The following is a 15920-nucleotide window of genomic DNA, read 5'->3' as shown; positions in this document are numbered from 1 at the left end:
GTCAGGGCTCGGCCACGTCCACCGGCTGGCCGTCCGTCAGCGCCTCGTTGCCGCGCACCACCACGCGCTGGCCGGGCTGCAGGTCGCCCGCGACCGCGACCAGGTCGTCGCGCTCGTGCAGCACCCGCACGCTACGCCGGCGCGCCACCGGGCGGGCTTCGTCGTTCTCGACGGCAGCCTCCTGGACCACGGCTTCCTCGAGGACGAACAGGCTGTAGCCGCCGTCGGGCTGGCGCAGCAGCGCGTCGCGGCTGACCGCGAGCGCCTGCTCCTGCGCCGGCAGGTCGATCTCGGCGCGTGCGGAGGTGCCCGGCACCAGGCGCGCTTCGGGATCGTGGATCAGCAGGCGCAGCAGGAAGGTGCGCGCGCCCGGATCGGTGACCGGTACGCGCGCGCCGATCCGAGCCGGCAGCGGCGTGTCGCCGAGCGCGTCGGCGTAGGCGCGGACCTGGGCGTCGTCGTCGAGCTGCGCGAAGCGCTCCTGCGGCACGCGCAGGTCCAGGCGCACGCGGTCGGTGGCGACCAGCGACAGCACCGGCGTGCCGCGCTGCACCCATTCGCCGGCCTCGGTGAGCTTTTCGGCCACCACGCCGTCGAACGGCGCCGGCAGCGCGTGGCGCTCGACCAGCTCGGCCTGCTCGCGCGCGCTGGCGTGGGCCGACTCCAGTGCGGCCTGCGCCAGGCGCAGTTCCGACTCGCGCGCCTCGATCTGGCTGGCGGCGATGTACTGGTCTTCGCCCAGGCGCCGCGCCTCGGCGAACAGGCGCTCGGATTCGCGCACCGCGGCTTCCGCTTCCGCCATCTGCGCGCGCACGCGCGCGAGCGCCTGCCGGCCCACGGCGGGATCGAGCTCGACCAGCACCTGGCCGGCCTCGACGCGGTCGCCGGCGTCCACGTGCACGCGCGCCACCAGGCCGTCGACGCGCGGCGACAGCTGCGCATGGCGTTCGGCCGTCAGCGTGCCGGTCAGGGAGAAGCGCTCGCCGAACGTCGCCTCCTCCGCCACGGCCACGGCGACCCGCACCGCTTCGGCATCGCCGCCGTCCTCCTCCGGTGCTCCACAGGCGGCGAGCAGCAGCAGGGCGGGGAAGAAGAATCGGGTCCTGGCGATCATGTCGTCCGGTCGTCGTCCCATTGCGGTGAAACTAGCATGGCGCGCCGCGCGCGAAAGCCGACGCCGGTGGATGCACCGGGAATCACCTCCATGCGCGCGATGGGAATGCCGGGCACCGCCTAGACGATGCCGCCGTTGGCGTACACCACCTCGCCGTTGATCCAGTCGCCGTCGGGGCCGCACAGCGCCGAAACGACATTGGCGATGTCCTCCGGCTCGCCCAGCCGCCGGTGCGGGGTGCGCTGCACGAAGCCCTCGATCTGCTGCGGCGTCTTGCCGTCGGTGAACAGCGGAGTGTCCACCACGCCGGGCGCCACCGCGTTCACCGAGATCATCCGTCCCGCCAGTTCCTTGGCCAGCACGCTGGCGTAAATGTCCTGCGCGGCCTTGGTGGCCGCGTACGGGCCGTAGGTGGCGGTGCGCAGCCGGGTGATGCTGGACGAGAGAGTGACGATGCGGCCGCCGTCGCGCACGCGGCGCGCGGCCTCGCGCAGGGTGTTGAAGCTACCCTGCATGTTGACGCCGATCATGTGCTGGAAATCGCCGTCGGCCATCTCGCCGAACGGGGCCAGGCGCATGACCCCGGCGTTGGCGACCACCACGTCGACGCCGCCGAAGGCCGCCTCGCCGACGTCGAACAGGCGCCGCACGGCGTCGGCATCGCTCACGTCCGCCTGCACGGCGATCGCCTGCCCGCCGCCGGTCTCGATCTCGCGCACGACCTCTTCGGCCCGAGCCTGGCTGCGCACGTAGTTGACGGTGACGCGGAAGCCGTCGCGCGCCAGGCGCCTGGCGATGGCGGCGCCGATGCCGCGCGAGGATCCGGTCACCAGCGCCGCCTTGCCGTCGGCGTGGCGGTCGACGGCGAGCGGCGCCGCCCCGGTACCGGCGGACTGGGCGAGCGCGCCGCCGGCGACGACTGCGGGCACGATGGAGGCCGCGGCCACGAGCAGATCGCGGCGCGCGAGGCGTGGGGGATGGTGGTCCTGGTTGCTGGACATGGCGGGGCCTCTGGTGTCGGCGCAAAGGGATCGAAGGTGGATATCCGCCCGGTGCCGCATACCGCGCGGCAGGCTGATGCCGGCTCCGGCTCCGGCTCCGGCTCCGGTGGCGAGGTTGGCGTCGCCGGTCGGTTCCAGGCGGGGCTTGGCGGCCGGGGACCTTCAGTAGACGCGAGCCGGCGCGCGCGGACTTGTCCATTCCGACCGCAACCTTGCCCGAACCGACCGGTTTCGCCCGAGGCGTGCGGCTCGGCGCTTAGACTGCGCGGCGACAGGAGGCCCGATATGGAAGCGCTCAAGCAGGCCGTGTTCCGCCACGCCGATGCGCACGCGGACGCCGACGGCATCGTGCGCACGCCCGTCCCGGGGTTGCGGATGATGTGCGCCCGTGCGCCGCGTGGCCCCATGAGGTCGCTGTACCGGCCACTGGTGTGCCTGATCCTGCAGGGTGCCAAGCAGATGACGGTCGGCGGCGAGCGGCGGCTGTTCCGGGCGGGGCAGACCGCCATCGTCGGCGTCGACGCGCCGGTGATCGGCTACATCGTCGAGGCCCGCCGCGACGCGCCGTATCTCGCCGTCGCGATCGAGCTCGACATGGCGATCCTGCACGACCTGGCGTTGCGCACCGCTGCCGGCCCGCCGCCGGGGCAGGCGGGGATCGCGCGCGTGTTCGCCGACGACCTGGACGACACGATGGTCAGCTGCGCCTCGCGGCTGGTCCGCCTGCTCGACCATCCCGCCGCCGATTCGGTCGTGCGTCCCGCGATCCTGCAGGAGCTGCACTACTGGCTGCTCGCCAGCCGCCACGGGCCCGAGCTGCGCCGGCTGTCGCTGCCGGGCGGGGGCGCCCGGCGGATCGCGACCGCCATCGAGCTCATCCGCCAGGAGTTCCGGCAACCACTCCCGGTGGAGCGGCTTTCGGACGTCGCCAACATGAGCCCCTCGGCGTTCCGCCGTCATTTCAAGGCCACCACGTCGCTGTCGCCGCTGCAGTTCCAGAAGCAGCTGCGCCTGATCGAGGCGCGCCGGCTGATGCTGGCCATGGGCTGCACCGCCAGCAGGGCCGCGGCCGAGGTCGGCTACGCCAGCGTCCCGCAATTCACCCGCGAGTACGGCCGCATGTTCGGCGCCCCGCCCCGCCGCGACGCCGCCGCGGCGGCGTACTGACGCGCCGCCAGAAGCCCGCCGCCGGAGAATCGCCTGGCCGCACGCCGCCGCCCCACCCAGGGAGGACGCTTGCGACTGCACCACAGTGGTGTAAGATGGTGCACGTCGGGCAGCCGATTCGGAGGCGTCATGCCAGCAAAGCGCAGCGAGGGGCCGGACAAGGCCGCGCCGGAACCCAGGACCACCCGGGCGTCCATCAGCTTTCCGCAGGAGATCTACGCGACGGTCGAGCAGATCGCCAGGGGCAAGAAGGTGTCCGTGGCCTGGGTCGTCCGCGAGGCGACCGAGCAGTACATCAAGGAGCAGTGGCCGCTGCTGTCGGCGGTGGACAAGCCAGGACCATGACGGCACCCGGCCTGTCGGGCGCTCGCAGCGATCCGCTGCACGAGGCCGGACCGGCACCCCGGGACGGCACCGCGCCGCAGGTGCCCGCGACGCATCGGCGTGGCGACGCTCCCGATACGCAGAGGAAGACAGCATGAGCAAAGGAACCGCTCGCCCCGACGCAGCCTCGGGCTGCTACCAGCTCCCCGAGGAGGCGCACCTGGCGCTCGCGCAGACCCGCGACCGCCTGCACCTGCTGGCGCGCTTGGCCGCGCCGCGCTCCACGCAGGACGACCTGCCCGGCGCCGAACTGCCGCTCAAGCCCGCGGCATTGGCGCATTGCTTCCAGGAGCTGGCCGAGCGCCTCGATCACAGCCTGGCGGAAGCCCGCTGGCCGGAACCGCCGAAGACCTGAGCCCCGGAGTGTCCGCTGCGCGCGGCTCGGTCGCCCGCACCGCCGCTCCCGCGCGGTCGCCGGGCAGAACGAGCGATGGTTCCCGGTGCGCGGCGGCGGGCATCCATGTTGCCGCTCCCCGCGCGGGCGCCGACCCGCGGACATCCGGGGCCTTCTCGGACCAGGTCCGGGGCAACCGCTTTCCGGCGAGCGATGAAGGGCCCTTCCGCCCGGACGGACGCCGGGGCGCTCAGGGCCTGAGCAGATCCGTGACGTCGACGTCCAGCGCCACGGCAAGGCGCTCCAGGCCGTCGATGGTGATGTTGGTGACGCACCGCTCCAGCTGGGAGACGTAGGTGCGATGGAACGATGCCAGCTCGGCCAGCTTCTCCTGGCTGAGGCCGCGCTCGGCGCGATGGCGCTTCACGTTGGCTGCGATCCGGCGCCGGGCGGGACCCGGAGGCGGCGGCGCTGGCGACGGCTTGGGCATGGCGCCCAGACTCGGACGCCACTGCTTGACAATCTACAGATTATCGATCTACCGTATATACATCTCATGAGGAAATGGCCCCGGGCTGGCCCGCGGGCTGCATGGGATGTCCGCGCCAGGGTGCGCGGACGGGGACTCCACGGACAGGGAGGCAGGCCATCGTGGCTGACAGCCGGAACGGATTTCCAACGCGGCGCCCGGAGGCTACCGGCGCCGTGCGCCGGCCGCGCCCGCTGACGCAGCCGCCGTGGCGCAACAGTTTTGCCGGGCGCGGGGCCATCGTGGCCGTCCAACCCGCGTGGTCAACGGACAAGACCCTCGCCGGCGCCTCGATCGGGCATCGCAAGCCTGGCCGCAAGGCCGCCTCGACCGCCCGCCGGGGCAACACCGCCGCAGGCCGTCCGGCCCCGCGGCTCCGTCCGCCGCAGCTGCGGCCCATCGACGACACCGCACCGGGGCGCGACGCCCCCGGCGTCCGCCGTGGGCGTCTGCCGTTGCGGTGGTCTTGCATGGAACCGGGAATGAATCCCGCAAAACAACTGAGGACAAGGACTATGCGTATCTTCATTTTGATGTTGATGTTCGGCCTGGCGGCATGGGCATCGCCAACGCCGGCACAGGCGACGGCAAGAGTGATCCAATGCGAGGACTGCACGGTGCCTCAGATGCGAAGCCGCGCGCTGTCTCAGGGACAGGGAGCAGGCTTGAGCGGAACCTACTACGTGTTCAGCCTGAAGAAGCAGCTGATGCTGGGCTTCTGGGTACAGTACGAACCTGACGTCCGGCGCTGGTCCGCTTCGTCCACGGAGGTCCAGGATGGCGTGGTGGACATGTTCGCGCATATGCTGAATGCCTACGAACTCAAGCCGAACGTCTTCGTTGGGCAGCAGGTGTTCCGCGGCAATATCGGCGACATCGGCGGTACCCATGATCCGGTGGGAATCTCGATCAGGGGCCCGAATGATGGTGCGTACGGGCGCTTCATGGACAATCTGCAGAGCTGCATGGCAGTGACTGCCTGCGTCCGCGGGATCAGCCCGGCCCTCGCACAATTGAACCTCGCTGAGAACAAGGCCAAATCGTTCACCTGGTCCCTGTTCCGTATCATCGGGGGAGGGTTCTCCTGGCAGAGTACGCCGCCAACGGTCACGCTGCGGCTGTGCAACCAGAACAACGACTGCGCCATCGTCAAGTACAAGAACGGCGAATGGGTGTTCGTGGAGACCCGCGCTGAGGGGGGCACGGGGATGAAATACCCGAAGAACCCGGAATACGCCGAATATGACTTCGCCAACTCCGGCGAGGCCGGGATTATCGAGCGCGGCCTGACAGAGGCAGGTGCTGCCGTCATCGGCAACTGGAACCTGAGATCGGTGCTGGCGTGCACTTCCACCGGCGTCACCACCCGTTGCGAATACCTCGTCGTGCCGCAATAGCGGTTCGGCTGCGGCAGGTTCTCGTCCGGGCCTTGGCGAAGGCCCGGACGAATCGAGGAGATCGGCGGCCGCGGCCGCGCACCCACCAGTGAGGGAAGTACGATGCGAACGATGTCTCTGCTGATTCTGCTCGGAGTCATGGCTGCAGCGCCCGCGGCCCTGGCCCAGTCGGTGCCGCGCATCCTCCAATGCGAGGAATGTACCCCCGGGCAACGGGAGGAACTCGCCATCGCGATCGGGCAGACGGCCGGCGGATCCTTCTACGTTTTCAGCCTGGGGCAAAAGGCCCTGGCGCGGTATTGGGTGGACTACGATCGTGCCGGCCAGCAGTGGATCGCCACGCCCGTCGCCTCGCAGGATGGTATCGCGCAAATGTTCGGCCACATGCTGGATGCGCACGCCAGCCGGCCCGGCGCGTTCGCCGGGTCGCAGGTGTTCGAGGCCCCCGTGGCCGCGATCGGCGGGACGCACGATCCGGTCGCAGTCGCGATCCGTGGCGAGCACGACAGTGCCTACGGCCGGTTCAACGACGCTGTGGGGCGGTGTTTTGAGGACGAGCCATGCGCCAATGCCATCGCTCCGGCGTTCGCGGCGATGCTGAGTGCGGAAGAGCGGGCGCTGACGCACGGATTCTCGCTGTTCCGCGGACCCTGGAGCGCGGTGGCCTGGGAGGGTCCGGCGCCACGGATCGAGGCCCGCCTGTGCAGCGACAACCGGGATTGTGCGGTGGTCAAGTATCGAGAACCTGGATGGACCTATACGGAGACGCGCTCCGAGGGTGGCCGGGGCCAGCGCTATCCCAGCTACGGGGAGCGTGCGGGCTACGGCTTCGACGACGCGGCGGCGGCCTCCAGGTTCGAGCGCAGCCTGCGCAACGCGGGCGCACAGGTCGAGGGTGCCTGGCAGGCCGGGTCCGAGCTGTCGTGCGAGACGGCGCATGCTACCGCGAGCTGCGTCTACCGGACGCCGCCCCTGCGGTGACTCCTTGCCGCTGACAAGCGTGTCAGCGCTGCGCGGTAGGCGTGCCAGCAATTCCCGCGGCGGCTTCGAGCCTCCGACCTTCCACACTTGCGCGCCCGCCGGCGAGAAGCGTCGGCGCGGGTATGTAGCGATCCTCCCTGGCGACTCCATGCGGACCCGAATCATGCGCTCGCGACGCCGGCTGCGGATGATCGGCTACCCTCCTACTACGGTCTCTGGACGCACAAAGGAGCAGTGCCTATCGCAGGTTCCGGGGTTCGGCCAGGGACTGCCTTTACAGCGATGACTGCCCTGTCGACATCGATCCGGCGTTGGCGGCGATGCTGCTTGCGCAGAAGGCTGCGGCAAGACACGGCTTTTCGCTGTGGGGCGGTCGCCAGACGACGATTGCTTGGCAGGGGCCCCCACCACGACTCGAACTCTGGCTGTGCAGTGCGGAGGACGACTGTGCCATCGTTGAATACGACGAGTCGGAGTGGACCTACGTCCAAACCCGCGCGGATGGCGGCCTGGGCAAGGCCTACCCCAGCTATGGCGAGGAACTGCACTACGGTTTCGACGACGCGGCAGCGGCCGCCAGGTTCGAACGCAGCCTGCGCAACGCCGGTGCCCGGATCAGTGGAACCTGGCAGGCGGGTGCGTCGTTCTCCTGCAGGACCGCGTACGCCACCGCGGACTGCGCCTATCGGGTGTCGCCACGCGAGTAGCGCCGGGGCCGCCGATCAGCGCCGCGATCCGGTTGGGGCGACCTCAGACGGGACCGTCTGCTCCAGATCGGGATACTGCGCGAACAGCTTCAGCACCACCCCGTTGGTCCAGCCGAACCCGTCCTGCAGGGGATATTCGCCACCGCCGCCGCCCTGCAGCGCGCCATCGGCGTCGTACTTTTCCACCAGCTTGCGCTCGCGGTCGAAAACGGTCTGCACGTTGAGCAGGAAGCGGCGGGCGATGTCGCGGGCCAGTGCTTCCTCGCCGTAGCGGTGCAGGCCGTCCACGGCGATCCACTGCAGCGGCGCCCACACGTTCGGCGCGTCCCACTGCTGGCCGGTGTCGACGGCGGTGGTGACCAGGCCGCCCGGCTGCAGCAGGTGGCTACGCATCGCAGCCGCTGTGCTGCGTGCGCGCGCCGGCGAGGCGATGGCGGCATGCAGCGGAAACAGCGCGGCAGCGGTGAGGGCGTCGCGGGGTCGGCCGCGCACGTGGTCGTAGTCGGTGTAGTACCCGTCCGGGTGCCACAAGTGCACGGCCATGGCCGCCGCGCGCCGCTCGGCCCGTTCGCGGTAGTCGCGTTCGCAGGCATCGTCCCCGGCGCGCGCGCAGCCGGTGGAGATGGTGGTCTCGAGGTGGTGCAGCAGGCTGTTGAGATCCACCGGAACGATCGCGGTGGTGCGGATGGTATGCAGGCGCATGCCGTCGTCCAGCCAGCGGCTGGAATAGTCCCAGCCGCTCTCGGCGCCGGCGCGCAAATCGCGGTAGACCTCGGCGGCGGGCCGCTCGGACTCGGCCGCGGTCTCGCGGTCCTGCATGAAGGACTCGGGGCGCGGGACCTCGCGGTCGTCCCAGTAGCGGTTGAGCAGGCTACCGTCGCGCAGGCGCACCGCGCGCCGTGCGGCCTGGCCGGGGGCGAGCTCGCCGGCGCCGTCCATCCAGAAGGCGTGCTCGCGCCGCAGTTGCGGCAGGTAGCGCACCAGCACCGCGGGATCGTCGCGCGCCTCCAGCGCCACCATGTGCGAAAAGAACGGTGGCTGCGAGCGGCTGAGGTAGTAGCTGCGGTTGCCGTTGGGCACGTGACCCCACGCATCGATGAGATGCGCGAAGTTGTCGAGCATCTGCCGCGACAGCGCGCGCTCGCCGCTCTCCACCAGCCCCAGCATGGTGAAGTACGAATCCCAGTAGTACACCTCGCGGAAGCGTCCGCCCGGCACCACGTACGGCTGCGGCAGCGGCAGCAGGCTGTCGTGCGCGTCCGGTTGCGCGCTGCGGCGGGTGAGCAGCGGCCACAGCGCATCGATGTGCGCGCGCAGGGTGTCGTGCCGTTCCACCGCGGTGGCCTCGACGGGCTGCGGCAGGATGAAGTGGGTGGCGACGAAGCGCGCGAGGTCGAAGCCCGGCTCCGCGCGCCGTGCGAGGTAGTCGGCCTCGATCGCCGCCGGCGCGCGCCGCGGCACCGCGTCGGCGAACAGCTTCTGGTCCTCGAACAGCCATGCCGATTGCACCGCGGCGAACAGTTCCGGATAGGCGGCATCCGGGGGCAGCGGCTTCGCCCGGGGATTGCGCTGCGCTGCGGCTGCGCCTTGTCCGGCAGTGGCCGTCTCGATTGCGGCCGGCGGCGGCGCGGGCCGCGCCCGCGGCGTGCAGGCGGTGGCCAGAAGCACCAGCGGCAGCAGCCATGCTGCGCGGTGGGCCAGGTGCGCACGCGGTTTCCTGCGCGCTTGGGGGCGAGGTTGCATCGGCCGGTCTCCTTCTGGCGGCGCGGGCGGACCTGCGGTTGTACCGCAGTTGGCGTCACGGCGGCGGCGGATGGAGCAGGCGGGGCCGTCGAGTGTGATCGCGGTCAACGCGGCGCCGCGCTGCGGCGGTGCTGTCGGCGATCCGCTGGTGCGACGGGTCGGGCCCCGGGAACGACCGGCGGCGCGATGCTAACGTGTCGGCATGCCGCTGTTTCGGCGGGCGATGCGGGGGATCCGGTGCAGGAATTGGACGTCGTGCTCCGCGTGGCCGCGGCCACGCTGCTGCTCACCGTGGCGATAGTGCTGGTGCGCGATGCCGGGCGCGAGAGAATCGCCTGGATGTTCCTGCCGCTGGCGCTGGGGCTGTGCGGGTTTCTGGCCGGCAATACGCCCGATGCCGCGCTGAAGCTCTCCGGCCCCGCCGCCATGGCGGCCAGCGTGCTCAGCGGTACGGCGGCGGTGCCGCTATGGTGGTTCTGCCTGGCCGTGTTCGACGACGATTTCCGCTTCGGGCCGCTCGAGTCCGGCGGCGGGGCCGCGTGGGTTCTGGTCGCGCTGCTCGACCGCGGCCTGCTGCTCCCCGGCCAGGTGGGGAACGGGTCGACCTGGGTTCTGGTGACGATGGGCATCGCGATGGTCGCGCACGTCGGCTTTCGCCTGTGGCGCGACCTGGACGGCGACCTGGTCGAGTCGCGCCGGCGCGCGCGGATGCGGCTGTCGGCGGCGTTCGCCCTGCTGTTGCTGGTCGATCTGGGCGTGGACGTGGTGCTCGGCTTCGACTGGAAGCCGCACTGGTTCACGCTGACGCAGAACGCCGCGATCCTGCTGCTGGCCGTGCAGTTGGCGCGGCGGCTGCTGCGCGGCGATGCCGGCGTACTGGCTTTCCGTGGCCCGGCAGTGCCGGAGCCGGCCGCGGAGACGGCACGGGAGCCGCCGTCCCTCGACGGCGGGGACGCCTCGGACGGCGGCCTGCTGGCGCGGCTGACGCAGCTGATGGAAATCGAGCGCATCCATCGCGATCCGCAACTCACCTTCGCGGCGTTCGCCGCGCGGATGGGCGCACCCGAGGCCGAGGTGCGGCGGCTGGTCAACCATCGGCTGGGCGCGCGCCATTTCCGCAGCTTTCTCAACGCCTGGCGCGTGGCCGACGCGCGCCAGGCGCTGGCCGATCCGTCGCGCGCCGGCGAGAAGATGGTGGCGATCGCCTTCGATGCCGGGTTCGCCTCGCTGGCCTCGTTCAACCGCGCGTTCAAGCTGGCCGAGGGCGTCTCGCCGAGCGCATACCGCGCCGCCGCGCTGGCGCGCGTGGGCGGTGCGGGCAGGGAGGCGGTGCGGGACGGCGCCGGTGCGGCCGGCGCATCGCGCCTCGACCCCGGGTTCTGAGCAGCGATTCCACGGCTTTTGAGAGGCCGATGGGACGAGACGCCTGCAGAATGCCGGGCATGAGCGCATCGCCTGCACCGCTATCCGCCGTCCGCGTCGTGCTGCCATGGCGCGTGGCGCTGCTCGTCCTCGCCGCGTTCCTGTGGCTGGACACCTTCCATCTGGACCTGTTCCGCCAGGCAGCGGGAGACTGGCAGGGCTGGCCGCGCCTGGGCGCGCTGGCGGTGCTGGGCTACGGCGCCCAGTTGCTGGTGCCGCTGGGGCTGGCCGCGCTGCTGGCCGGGCCGCGGCGCGCGTTCGCCGCGCTGGGCCTGGACCGTTCGCCCCTGCCGGCGCTGGCGCTGGCGCTGGCCTGCACCGCGGTGCTGCCGCTGGGTTTCATGGCGATCGCGGAGTTCGCGCCGCCCGAGCGGCCGCTGCTGGCGGCGATGCGCGCCGCGCTGGTGCCGGGGATCGGCGAGGAGGTGCTGTACCGGGCGTTCCTGTTCGGGTTCCTGTTCCGTTTCGCCGGCTGGGGATTCCTGCCGGCGGCGCTGGCAGGGGCGGCGTTCTTCGGCGCGGCGCACTTCTCGCAGGGACACGGGCTGGGCGAAGCGGCGGCGATCTTCGCGCTCACCGCGTTCGGCGCGCTGTGGTTCGCCTGGCTGTACGTCGAATGGGGCTACGACCTGTGGGTGCCGGTGGCCTTCCATGTGCTGATGAACCTGTACTGGGAACTGTTCGCGGTCGCCGACAACGCCCTCGGGCCGCTGGCTGCGACGCTGCTGCGGCTGGGCGTGGTCGTGCTGTCGGTGGCCGTCACCGTGGCGGTCGCGCGCCGCCGCGGCGGTCTCGCCATCCGAGGTCGCGCCTGGTTCTGGCGCGGAGCGGACCGCCCGATTCGCGCCGGTCGAAGCGCCGTCCATCCTCCCTCGTAGAAGCGGCCCATTGGCCGAGAAGCCCGCGGGGGTCTCCGGCGGGACGGGCGGCGATTCCGGGCGCGCCCGACGGCGCCGGCTTTAGCGCGCGTGGCGCGCCCCTACGGGGGCGGCGGCGTGCCGGCCGCCGCCAGGGTCGTGGTGATTCCCCGGGCGTCGCCGTCGACGTGCAGCTCCAGTCCATGGCGCGCGCACAGCCGCCGAGCAATGGCCAGGCCGAGGCCGAAGCCCGCACTGCCCTCGCGCCGCGCGAAGGGCTGGTACAGCGAGTCGCGCAAGGCCGGTTCGATCGCATGGCCGGTGTTGAAGATGCGCAGGGTGCCGGCGTCCATGGCGATGCCCACCTCGCCGGCCGCGGTATGTGCGAAGGCATTGCCGACCAGGTTCGAGAGCAGCACGTGCAGTACCGCTTGCGGCACCGGCATCGACGCGTCCGGCGCCACCTGCACGTCCACGGAGACCGCCTTGTCCTCGAGCAGCGGCGCCTGCTCCACCACCACCCGTTCCAGCACCGGCAGCACGCGCGCCGGCGGGGCGGGTGCGGCGGGCTGCGCGTCGCCCTCCCGCGCGAGCGCCAGCAGCATGTCCACGGTCTGCTCGAGCTGTGCGGCCGACTGCCGGATGTGGTCGAGCTGGGTCCGGGCGGCGTCGCCGAGGCCGGGCTCGCGCGCCAGGCGCTCGCCGGCGCTGCGGATCACCGCCAGCGGCGTGCGCAGCTCGTGGCTGGCGTCGCGGGTGAACTCCTGTTCGCGGGCGATGAACTCGCGGATGCGGCCCACCAGGTCGTCGAGGCCGCGCGCCAGCACGGCGGTCTCTTCGTCGCCGAAGCCGCCCGGGACCGCCTCGGGCAGACGGTCGGGGCGCATGTCCGCGACCGCCGCGGCCAGCCGCGACAGCGGCGCGGTGGTGCGGCGCGCCAGGCGATGGCCGGCCAGCAGCGCGAGCAGCACGACGGCCGCAGCGCTCCAGCCCAGCAGCTGCAGGATCCGTCCGCGCATCGGTCGCACCACCAGCTGGCCGCTCACCTCGGCCACCAGCCAGGCGCGCGCGCCGCTGCGGTCGTCGAGCGCGTGCAGATGGTAGTGGCGGCCGTCGCGTCCCGGGAACTCGACTCGCCGCGGTTCGCGCTCCAGCACCGTCCGCACCTCGTCCGGCAGCTCGGCCGCGTCCTCGTGCAGCCGGACGTGCGCGCTGCGCGGGACGGCCCAGGCGCCGGTCGCGGCGCGCTGGCGCAGCTGCCAGGCGGCTTCGTCCTCCAGTTGCGCCTCGAAGAAACGGTCCTCGACCGCGTACATGAACGTGATCGCGTAGGCGCCGAACAGCGCCGCCACGCCGAGAGTGAAGCCGGTGAGCATGAGCATCACCCGCCGGTGCAGGCCGCGGCGCGGCGCGCTCATGCGTCTGCATCCAGCTTGAAGCCGACGCCGTGGACCGTCTTGAGCATCGGCGTGTCGAAGGGCCGGTCGAGCGCCTGGCGCAGCAGGTACAGATGCGAGCGCAGGGGGTCGGACGGCGGCACCTCGTCGCCCCACAGCCGCTGCACCAGTTCCGAGCGCGTCAGTGTGCGCGGCCAGGCCTCGGCCAGTGCGAGCAGAATCCGGTAGGGCGTCTGCTGCAGCTCCAGCGGTCGCCCGTCGCGATGGGCGGTGGCGCTGCGGCGGTCGATGGCGAGCGGACCCACGCGCAGCAGATGCGGCTCGCCGGCCCGATGCCGGCGCGACAGCGCCAGGCAGCGCGCCAGCAGTTCCTCGCCCGCGAACGGCTTGACCAGGTAGTCGTCGGCGCCGGCCTCGAACCCGCGCAGGCGGTCGTCGAGCGCATCGCGCGCGGTCAGCATCAGTACCGGCACGTGGCGGTCGGCGCGTTCGCGCAGCGCCGCGCACACGCGCAGGCCGTCCAGTCCCGGCAGCCCGAGGTCGAGCACCAGCACGTCCGGCGGATCGGCCAGGGCCAGTTCCAGGCCGCCACGGCCATCGGCGGCGAAGTCGGCACGATGGCCGTGGGCCTCGAGCAGCGCGCCGATCGAAGCGCGCAGCCCGTGGCTGTCCTCGATCACCAGGATCCGCAGCGGTTCCCGGGTCATCGCTCGCCGTCGATGCGCGCCAGCAGTTCGCTGGCTTCGGTCATCGCCGGATCGTCCGAGAGCACCCCGCGCAGCAGCTCCCGCGCCTGCCCGGCGCGCCCGAGCCGCCAGTGCCCCTCGGCGATGCCGACCATCAGGCGCGGGTCGCTGAAGTGCGGGACGGCCAGCTCCATCACCGTCAGCGCATCGCGGACCGCGGCCTGGTCCTGCGCCGACTGCAACTGGTAGAACCCCAGCAGCGCGATCAGCTCGACGTGGTGGCCGGCGGGGTCGGCCGCCAGTGCCGTGCGGGCGGCCTCGCCATCGCCTGCCAGCAGGCGTTCCACCAGCGCCATGCTGCGTTCGTCGCGCGATGGCGTGCGCGCTACCGGGACGCGGCCGGTGGCGCCGACGATCGCCTCGGCCACCGCGATGGTGGAGTAGGGGTTCTGCCCGGTGATCAGGCGGCCGTCGACGACCAGCTTCGGCATCATCAACGGCGCTTCCTGCCAGCGGGCGCCGCGCTCGCGCATGGCGTCCTCGAGCAGGAACGGGAACTCCGCGGCCCAGCGCTTGCCGAACACCGCTTCCTCCTCGTTGGTGAAGCCGGTGAGCGCGCGGCCGGCAACCAGCGGGCTGCCATCCGCCAGGCGCACGTCGATCAGCGCCGCCGGGCCATGGCAGACCGCCGCGACGACGCCGCCACGGTCGTGGATCGCGGCCACCAGCATGGCGAGCGACGGGTCGCGCGGCAGGTCGAACATCGCCCCCTTGCCGCCGACGATGTAGATCGCGGCGTAGTCTTCCGCGCGCGCGGCGGCCGTCGGAAGGGTGTCGGCCAGCCTCGCCTGGGCCGTCGCATCGGCCAGGAAGCGCGCGTTGAAGGCCTCGGCGGGGTCGAACCGGTCGGCTTCGACGGCGCCGCCGCGGGGACTGGCGATGTCCGCCTCCAGGCCGTTGTCGCGGAAGATCGCCCAGGCCTGCGAGAGCTCCTCCATCTCGAAACCGGGGCGGCTCCTGCCCTGGTCGCGGCCTTCCCCGCTGACGACGATGAGGACCCTGCCGTCGGCAGTGGCGTTGACGGGCGGGAGCGCGGCCAGGATCAGCATGGCGACCAGGACGAACGGTGATGCGAATCGGGCGAACGGCATCGGAGACTCCAGTGAAAGACCGGCGCCGAGTCTGCGCACGCGATGTGAAGCGGATTGCAAACGAGGACCGGGCGCCGCAGCGCCTCAGTCCTCGCCGATGTCCTCGTTCCACACCTCGGGGTGGGCGGCGATCCAGTCGCCGAGCATGCGGATGCAGGTTCCGTCGTCGAGGTCGACCACGTCGATCCCGTGCTCGCGCAGCCAGTCCGCCCCGCCCTGGAAGTTCACCGATTCGCCCATCACCACGGTGCCGATGCCGAATTGCCGGACCAGGCCGCTGCAGTACCAGCACGGCGCCAGGGTGGTCACCATGATGGTGTCGCGGTAGCTGCGCTGGCGGCCGGCCTTGCGGAAAGCGTCGGTCTCGCCGTGCACCGACGGGTCGCTCTCCTGCACGCGGCGGTTGCGGCCACGGCCGAGCAGGCGGCCGTCGCGATGGAACAGGGCGGCGCCGATCGGGATGCCGCCCTCGGCCAGGCCCTGGCGGGCCTCGGCGATGGCGACCTCGAGCATCGCGGCGTAGTCGGGCGCGTTCATGGACTCGATTCTCCACCGGCGCGGCGCATCATGTCGATGTGCGCGATGCCGTCTTCCAGATACGGTTCGGAATCCGCCACGAAGCCGTGGCGGCCGTAATAGTCGCCCAGGTGCGCCTGCGCGCCGATCCGCACGTCCGTGCCCGGCCAGCGGCGTTCGATTTCGCGCAGGGCCTCGCGCAGCAGCGGGTCGCCCAGGCCGCGGCCGCGATGGCCGGGCGCGGTGACCACCCGGCCGATGCTGGGCTCGGGGTACGACACGCCCGCCGGCAGGATGCGCAGATAGGCCGCCAGGGCGCCGTCGGCCGCCAGTCCCAGCAGATGCAGGGCGTCGGGATGGCGGTCCTTGCCGTCGGGGTCGAGATAGGCGCAGCGCTGCTCGACCACGAACACCTCGGCGCGCAGGCGCAGCACGGCATACAGCGCATCGAGGTCGAGTTCGCGAAAGCGCCGGGTCTGCCAGCGCAGGGAGGGCGACGGGTCCATGCGCGCATGATGCCAGCCGCCGGCGGCT

The 15920-nt window shown here is 71.9% G+C and carries 17 protein-coding genes; 8 read left to right on the top strand and 9 right to left on the bottom strand.

The genetic code is table 11. The features are described from left to right. Window position 1 precedes the first annotated feature (1 nt). Window positions 2–1114 carry an efflux RND transporter periplasmic adaptor subunit gene (locus tag H0E84_RS12470; RefSeq protein WP_180678979.1) on the bottom strand — a complete coding sequence of 371 codons (1113 nt, stop codon included), beginning with the start codon at window positions 1112–1114 and terminating at the stop codon, window positions 2–4. A gap of 119 nt (window positions 1115–1233) precedes the next feature. Continuing rightward, the gene (locus tag H0E84_RS12465; protein WP_180678978.1) at window positions 1234–2115 is read right to left on the bottom strand and encodes an SDR family oxidoreductase; all 882 of its coding nucleotides are present in this window, start codon (window positions 2113–2115) and stop codon (window positions 1234–1236) included. A 285-nt stretch (window positions 2116–2400) separates the two neighbouring features. Between H0E84_RS12465 and H0E84_RS12460 the strand changes: the two genes are divergently transcribed. From H0E84_RS12460 to H0E84_RS12450, 3 genes are all read left to right on the top strand, one after another. Continuing rightward, the gene (locus tag H0E84_RS12460; protein WP_180678977.1) at window positions 2401–3282 is read left to right on the top strand and encodes an AraC family transcriptional regulator; all 882 of its coding nucleotides are present in this window, start codon (window positions 2401–2403) and stop codon (window positions 3280–3282) included. A gap of 129 nt (window positions 3283–3411) precedes the next feature. Further along, a complete protein-coding gene (locus H0E84_RS12455) occupies window positions 3412–3627 on the top strand; it encodes a ribbon-helix-helix domain-containing protein (RefSeq protein WP_180678976.1) in 216 nt (71 codons plus the stop codon). A 133-nt stretch (window positions 3628–3760) separates the two neighbouring features. After that, the gene (locus tag H0E84_RS12450) at window positions 3761–4021 is read left to right on the top strand and encodes an XAC0095 family protein (RefSeq protein WP_180678975.1); all 261 of its coding nucleotides are present in this window, start codon (window positions 3761–3763) and stop codon (window positions 4019–4021) included. A 229-nt stretch (window positions 4022–4250) separates the two neighbouring features. Here H0E84_RS12450 and H0E84_RS12445 read toward each other — a convergent pair whose 3' ends face one another. Further along, window positions 4251–4427 carry a helix-turn-helix domain-containing protein gene (locus H0E84_RS12445; protein ID WP_345776315.1) on the bottom strand — a complete coding sequence of 59 codons (177 nt, stop codon included), beginning with the start codon at window positions 4425–4427 and terminating at the stop codon, window positions 4251–4253. Window positions 4428–4651: 224 nt separating this feature from the next. Between H0E84_RS12445 and H0E84_RS12440 the strand changes: the two genes are divergently transcribed. The 3 genes from H0E84_RS12440 (at window position 4652) to H0E84_RS12430 (ending at window position 7614) form a co-directional block, all read left to right on the top strand. Beyond that, window positions 4652–5926 (top strand): hypothetical protein, encoded by a 1275-nt coding sequence (locus tag H0E84_RS12440; RefSeq protein WP_180678973.1) that lies wholly within the window; start codon window positions 4652–4654, stop codon window positions 5924–5926. Between the two features lie 111 nt (window positions 5927–6037). Then, the gene (locus tag H0E84_RS12435) at window positions 6038–6907 is read left to right on the top strand and encodes a hypothetical protein (RefSeq protein WP_180678972.1); all 870 of its coding nucleotides are present in this window, start codon (window positions 6038–6040) and stop codon (window positions 6905–6907) included. A 320-nt stretch (window positions 6908–7227) separates the two neighbouring features. After that, a complete protein-coding gene (locus tag H0E84_RS12430; RefSeq protein WP_180678971.1) occupies window positions 7228–7614 on the top strand; it encodes a hypothetical protein in 387 nt (128 codons plus the stop codon). Window positions 7615–7629: 15 nt separating this feature from the next. On the opposite strand, the gene treA is transcribed toward H0E84_RS12430, so the two are convergent. Continuing rightward, on the bottom strand, window positions 7630–9357 hold the full coding sequence (gene treA / locus H0E84_RS12425; protein ID WP_180678970.1) for an alpha,alpha-trehalase TreA: 1728 nt from the start codon (window positions 9355–9357) through the stop codon (window positions 7630–7632). 255 nt (window positions 9358–9612) lie between these two features. Between treA and H0E84_RS12420 the strand changes: the two genes are divergently transcribed. Further along, a complete protein-coding gene (locus tag H0E84_RS12420) occupies window positions 9613–10740 on the top strand; it encodes an AraC family transcriptional regulator (RefSeq protein ID WP_345776317.1) in 1128 nt (375 codons plus the stop codon). Window positions 10741–10799: 59 nt separating this feature from the next. Beyond that, the gene (locus tag H0E84_RS12415; protein WP_180678968.1) at window positions 10800–11657 is read left to right on the top strand and encodes a CPBP family intramembrane glutamic endopeptidase; all 858 of its coding nucleotides are present in this window, start codon (window positions 10800–10802) and stop codon (window positions 11655–11657) included. 101 nt (window positions 11658–11758) lie between these two features. Here the strand turns inward: H0E84_RS12415 and H0E84_RS12410 are convergent, their stop codons facing one another. The 5 genes from H0E84_RS12410 to H0E84_RS12390 all read right to left on the bottom strand — a co-directional run bounded on the left by H0E84_RS12410 (window position 11759) and on the right by H0E84_RS12390 (window position 15892). Beyond that, window positions 11759–13054, bottom strand: coding sequence for a sensor histidine kinase (locus H0E84_RS12410; protein ID WP_180678967.1), 1296 nt, complete (start codon window positions 13052–13054; stop codon window positions 11759–11761). Further along, window positions 13051–13725, bottom strand: a complete 675-nt coding sequence (locus tag H0E84_RS12405; protein ID WP_219339738.1) for a response regulator transcription factor — start codon at window positions 13723–13725, stop codon at window positions 13051–13053. The genes H0E84_RS12410 and H0E84_RS12405 overlap by 4 nt, the downstream gene beginning before the upstream one ends. An 11-nt stretch (window positions 13726–13736) precedes the next feature. Continuing rightward, on the bottom strand, window positions 13737–14870 hold the full coding sequence (locus tag H0E84_RS12400; RefSeq protein WP_180678965.1) for a type 1 glutamine amidotransferase domain-containing protein: 1134 nt from the start codon (window positions 14868–14870) through the stop codon (window positions 13737–13739). Between the two features lie 84 nt (window positions 14871–14954). Further along, on the bottom strand, window positions 14955–15407 hold the full coding sequence (locus H0E84_RS12395) for a nucleoside deaminase (protein WP_180678964.1): 453 nt from the start codon (window positions 15405–15407) through the stop codon (window positions 14955–14957). Continuing rightward, a complete protein-coding gene (locus H0E84_RS12390) occupies window positions 15404–15892 on the bottom strand; it encodes a GNAT family N-acetyltransferase (protein ID WP_180678963.1) in 489 nt (162 codons plus the stop codon). The genes H0E84_RS12395 and H0E84_RS12390 overlap by 4 nt, the downstream gene beginning before the upstream one ends. Between the last annotated feature and the right edge of the window lie 28 nt (window positions 15893–15920).

Source organism: Luteimonas salinisoli, assembly GCF_013425525.1.
In the GTDB taxonomy this organism is placed as follows: domain Bacteria; phylum Pseudomonadota; class Gammaproteobacteria; order Xanthomonadales; family Xanthomonadaceae; genus Luteimonas; species Luteimonas salinisoli.
This window is presented reverse-complemented; position numbering and strand designations above follow the sequence as displayed.

Coding starts and splice junctions, on each gene's coding strand:
- H0E84_RS12415 (WP_180678968.1), top strand. CDS start 10,800: ATGAGCGCATCGCCTGCACCGCTATCCGCCGTCCGCGTCGTGCTGCCA.
- H0E84_RS12395 (WP_180678964.1), bottom strand. CDS start 15,407: ATGAACGCGCCCGACTACGCCGCGATGCTCGAGGTCGCCATCGCCGAG.
- H0E84_RS12465 (WP_180678978.1), bottom strand. CDS start 2,115: ATGTCCAGCAACCAGGACCACCATCCCCCACGCCTCGCGCGCCGCGAT.
- H0E84_RS12455 (WP_180678976.1), top strand. CDS start 3,412: ATGCCAGCAAAGCGCAGCGAGGGGCCGGACAAGGCCGCGCCGGAACCC.
- H0E84_RS12430 (WP_180678971.1), top strand. CDS start 7,228: ATGCTGCTTGCGCAGAAGGCTGCGGCAAGACACGGCTTTTCGCTGTGG.
- H0E84_RS12470 (WP_180678979.1), bottom strand. CDS start 1,114: ATGATCGCCAGGACCCGATTCTTCTTCCCCGCCCTGCTGCTGCTCGCC.
- H0E84_RS12410 (WP_180678967.1), bottom strand. CDS start 13,054: ATGAGCGCGCCGCGCCGCGGCCTGCACCGGCGGGTGATGCTCATGCTC.
- H0E84_RS12460 (WP_180678977.1), top strand. CDS start 2,401: ATGGAAGCGCTCAAGCAGGCCGTGTTCCGCCACGCCGATGCGCACGCG.
- H0E84_RS12400 (WP_180678965.1), bottom strand. CDS start 14,870: ATGCCGTTCGCCCGATTCGCATCACCGTTCGTCCTGGTCGCCATGCTG.
- treA (WP_180678970.1), bottom strand. CDS start 9,357: ATGCAACCTCGCCCCCAAGCGCGCAGGAAACCGCGTGCGCACCTGGCC.
- H0E84_RS12435 (WP_180678972.1), top strand. CDS start 6,038: ATGTCTCTGCTGATTCTGCTCGGAGTCATGGCTGCAGCGCCCGCGGCC.
- H0E84_RS12450 (WP_180678975.1), top strand. CDS start 3,761: ATGAGCAAAGGAACCGCTCGCCCCGACGCAGCCTCGGGCTGCTACCAG.
- H0E84_RS12390 (WP_180678963.1), bottom strand. CDS start 15,892: ATGGACCCGTCGCCCTCCCTGCGCTGGCAGACCCGGCGCTTTCGCGAA.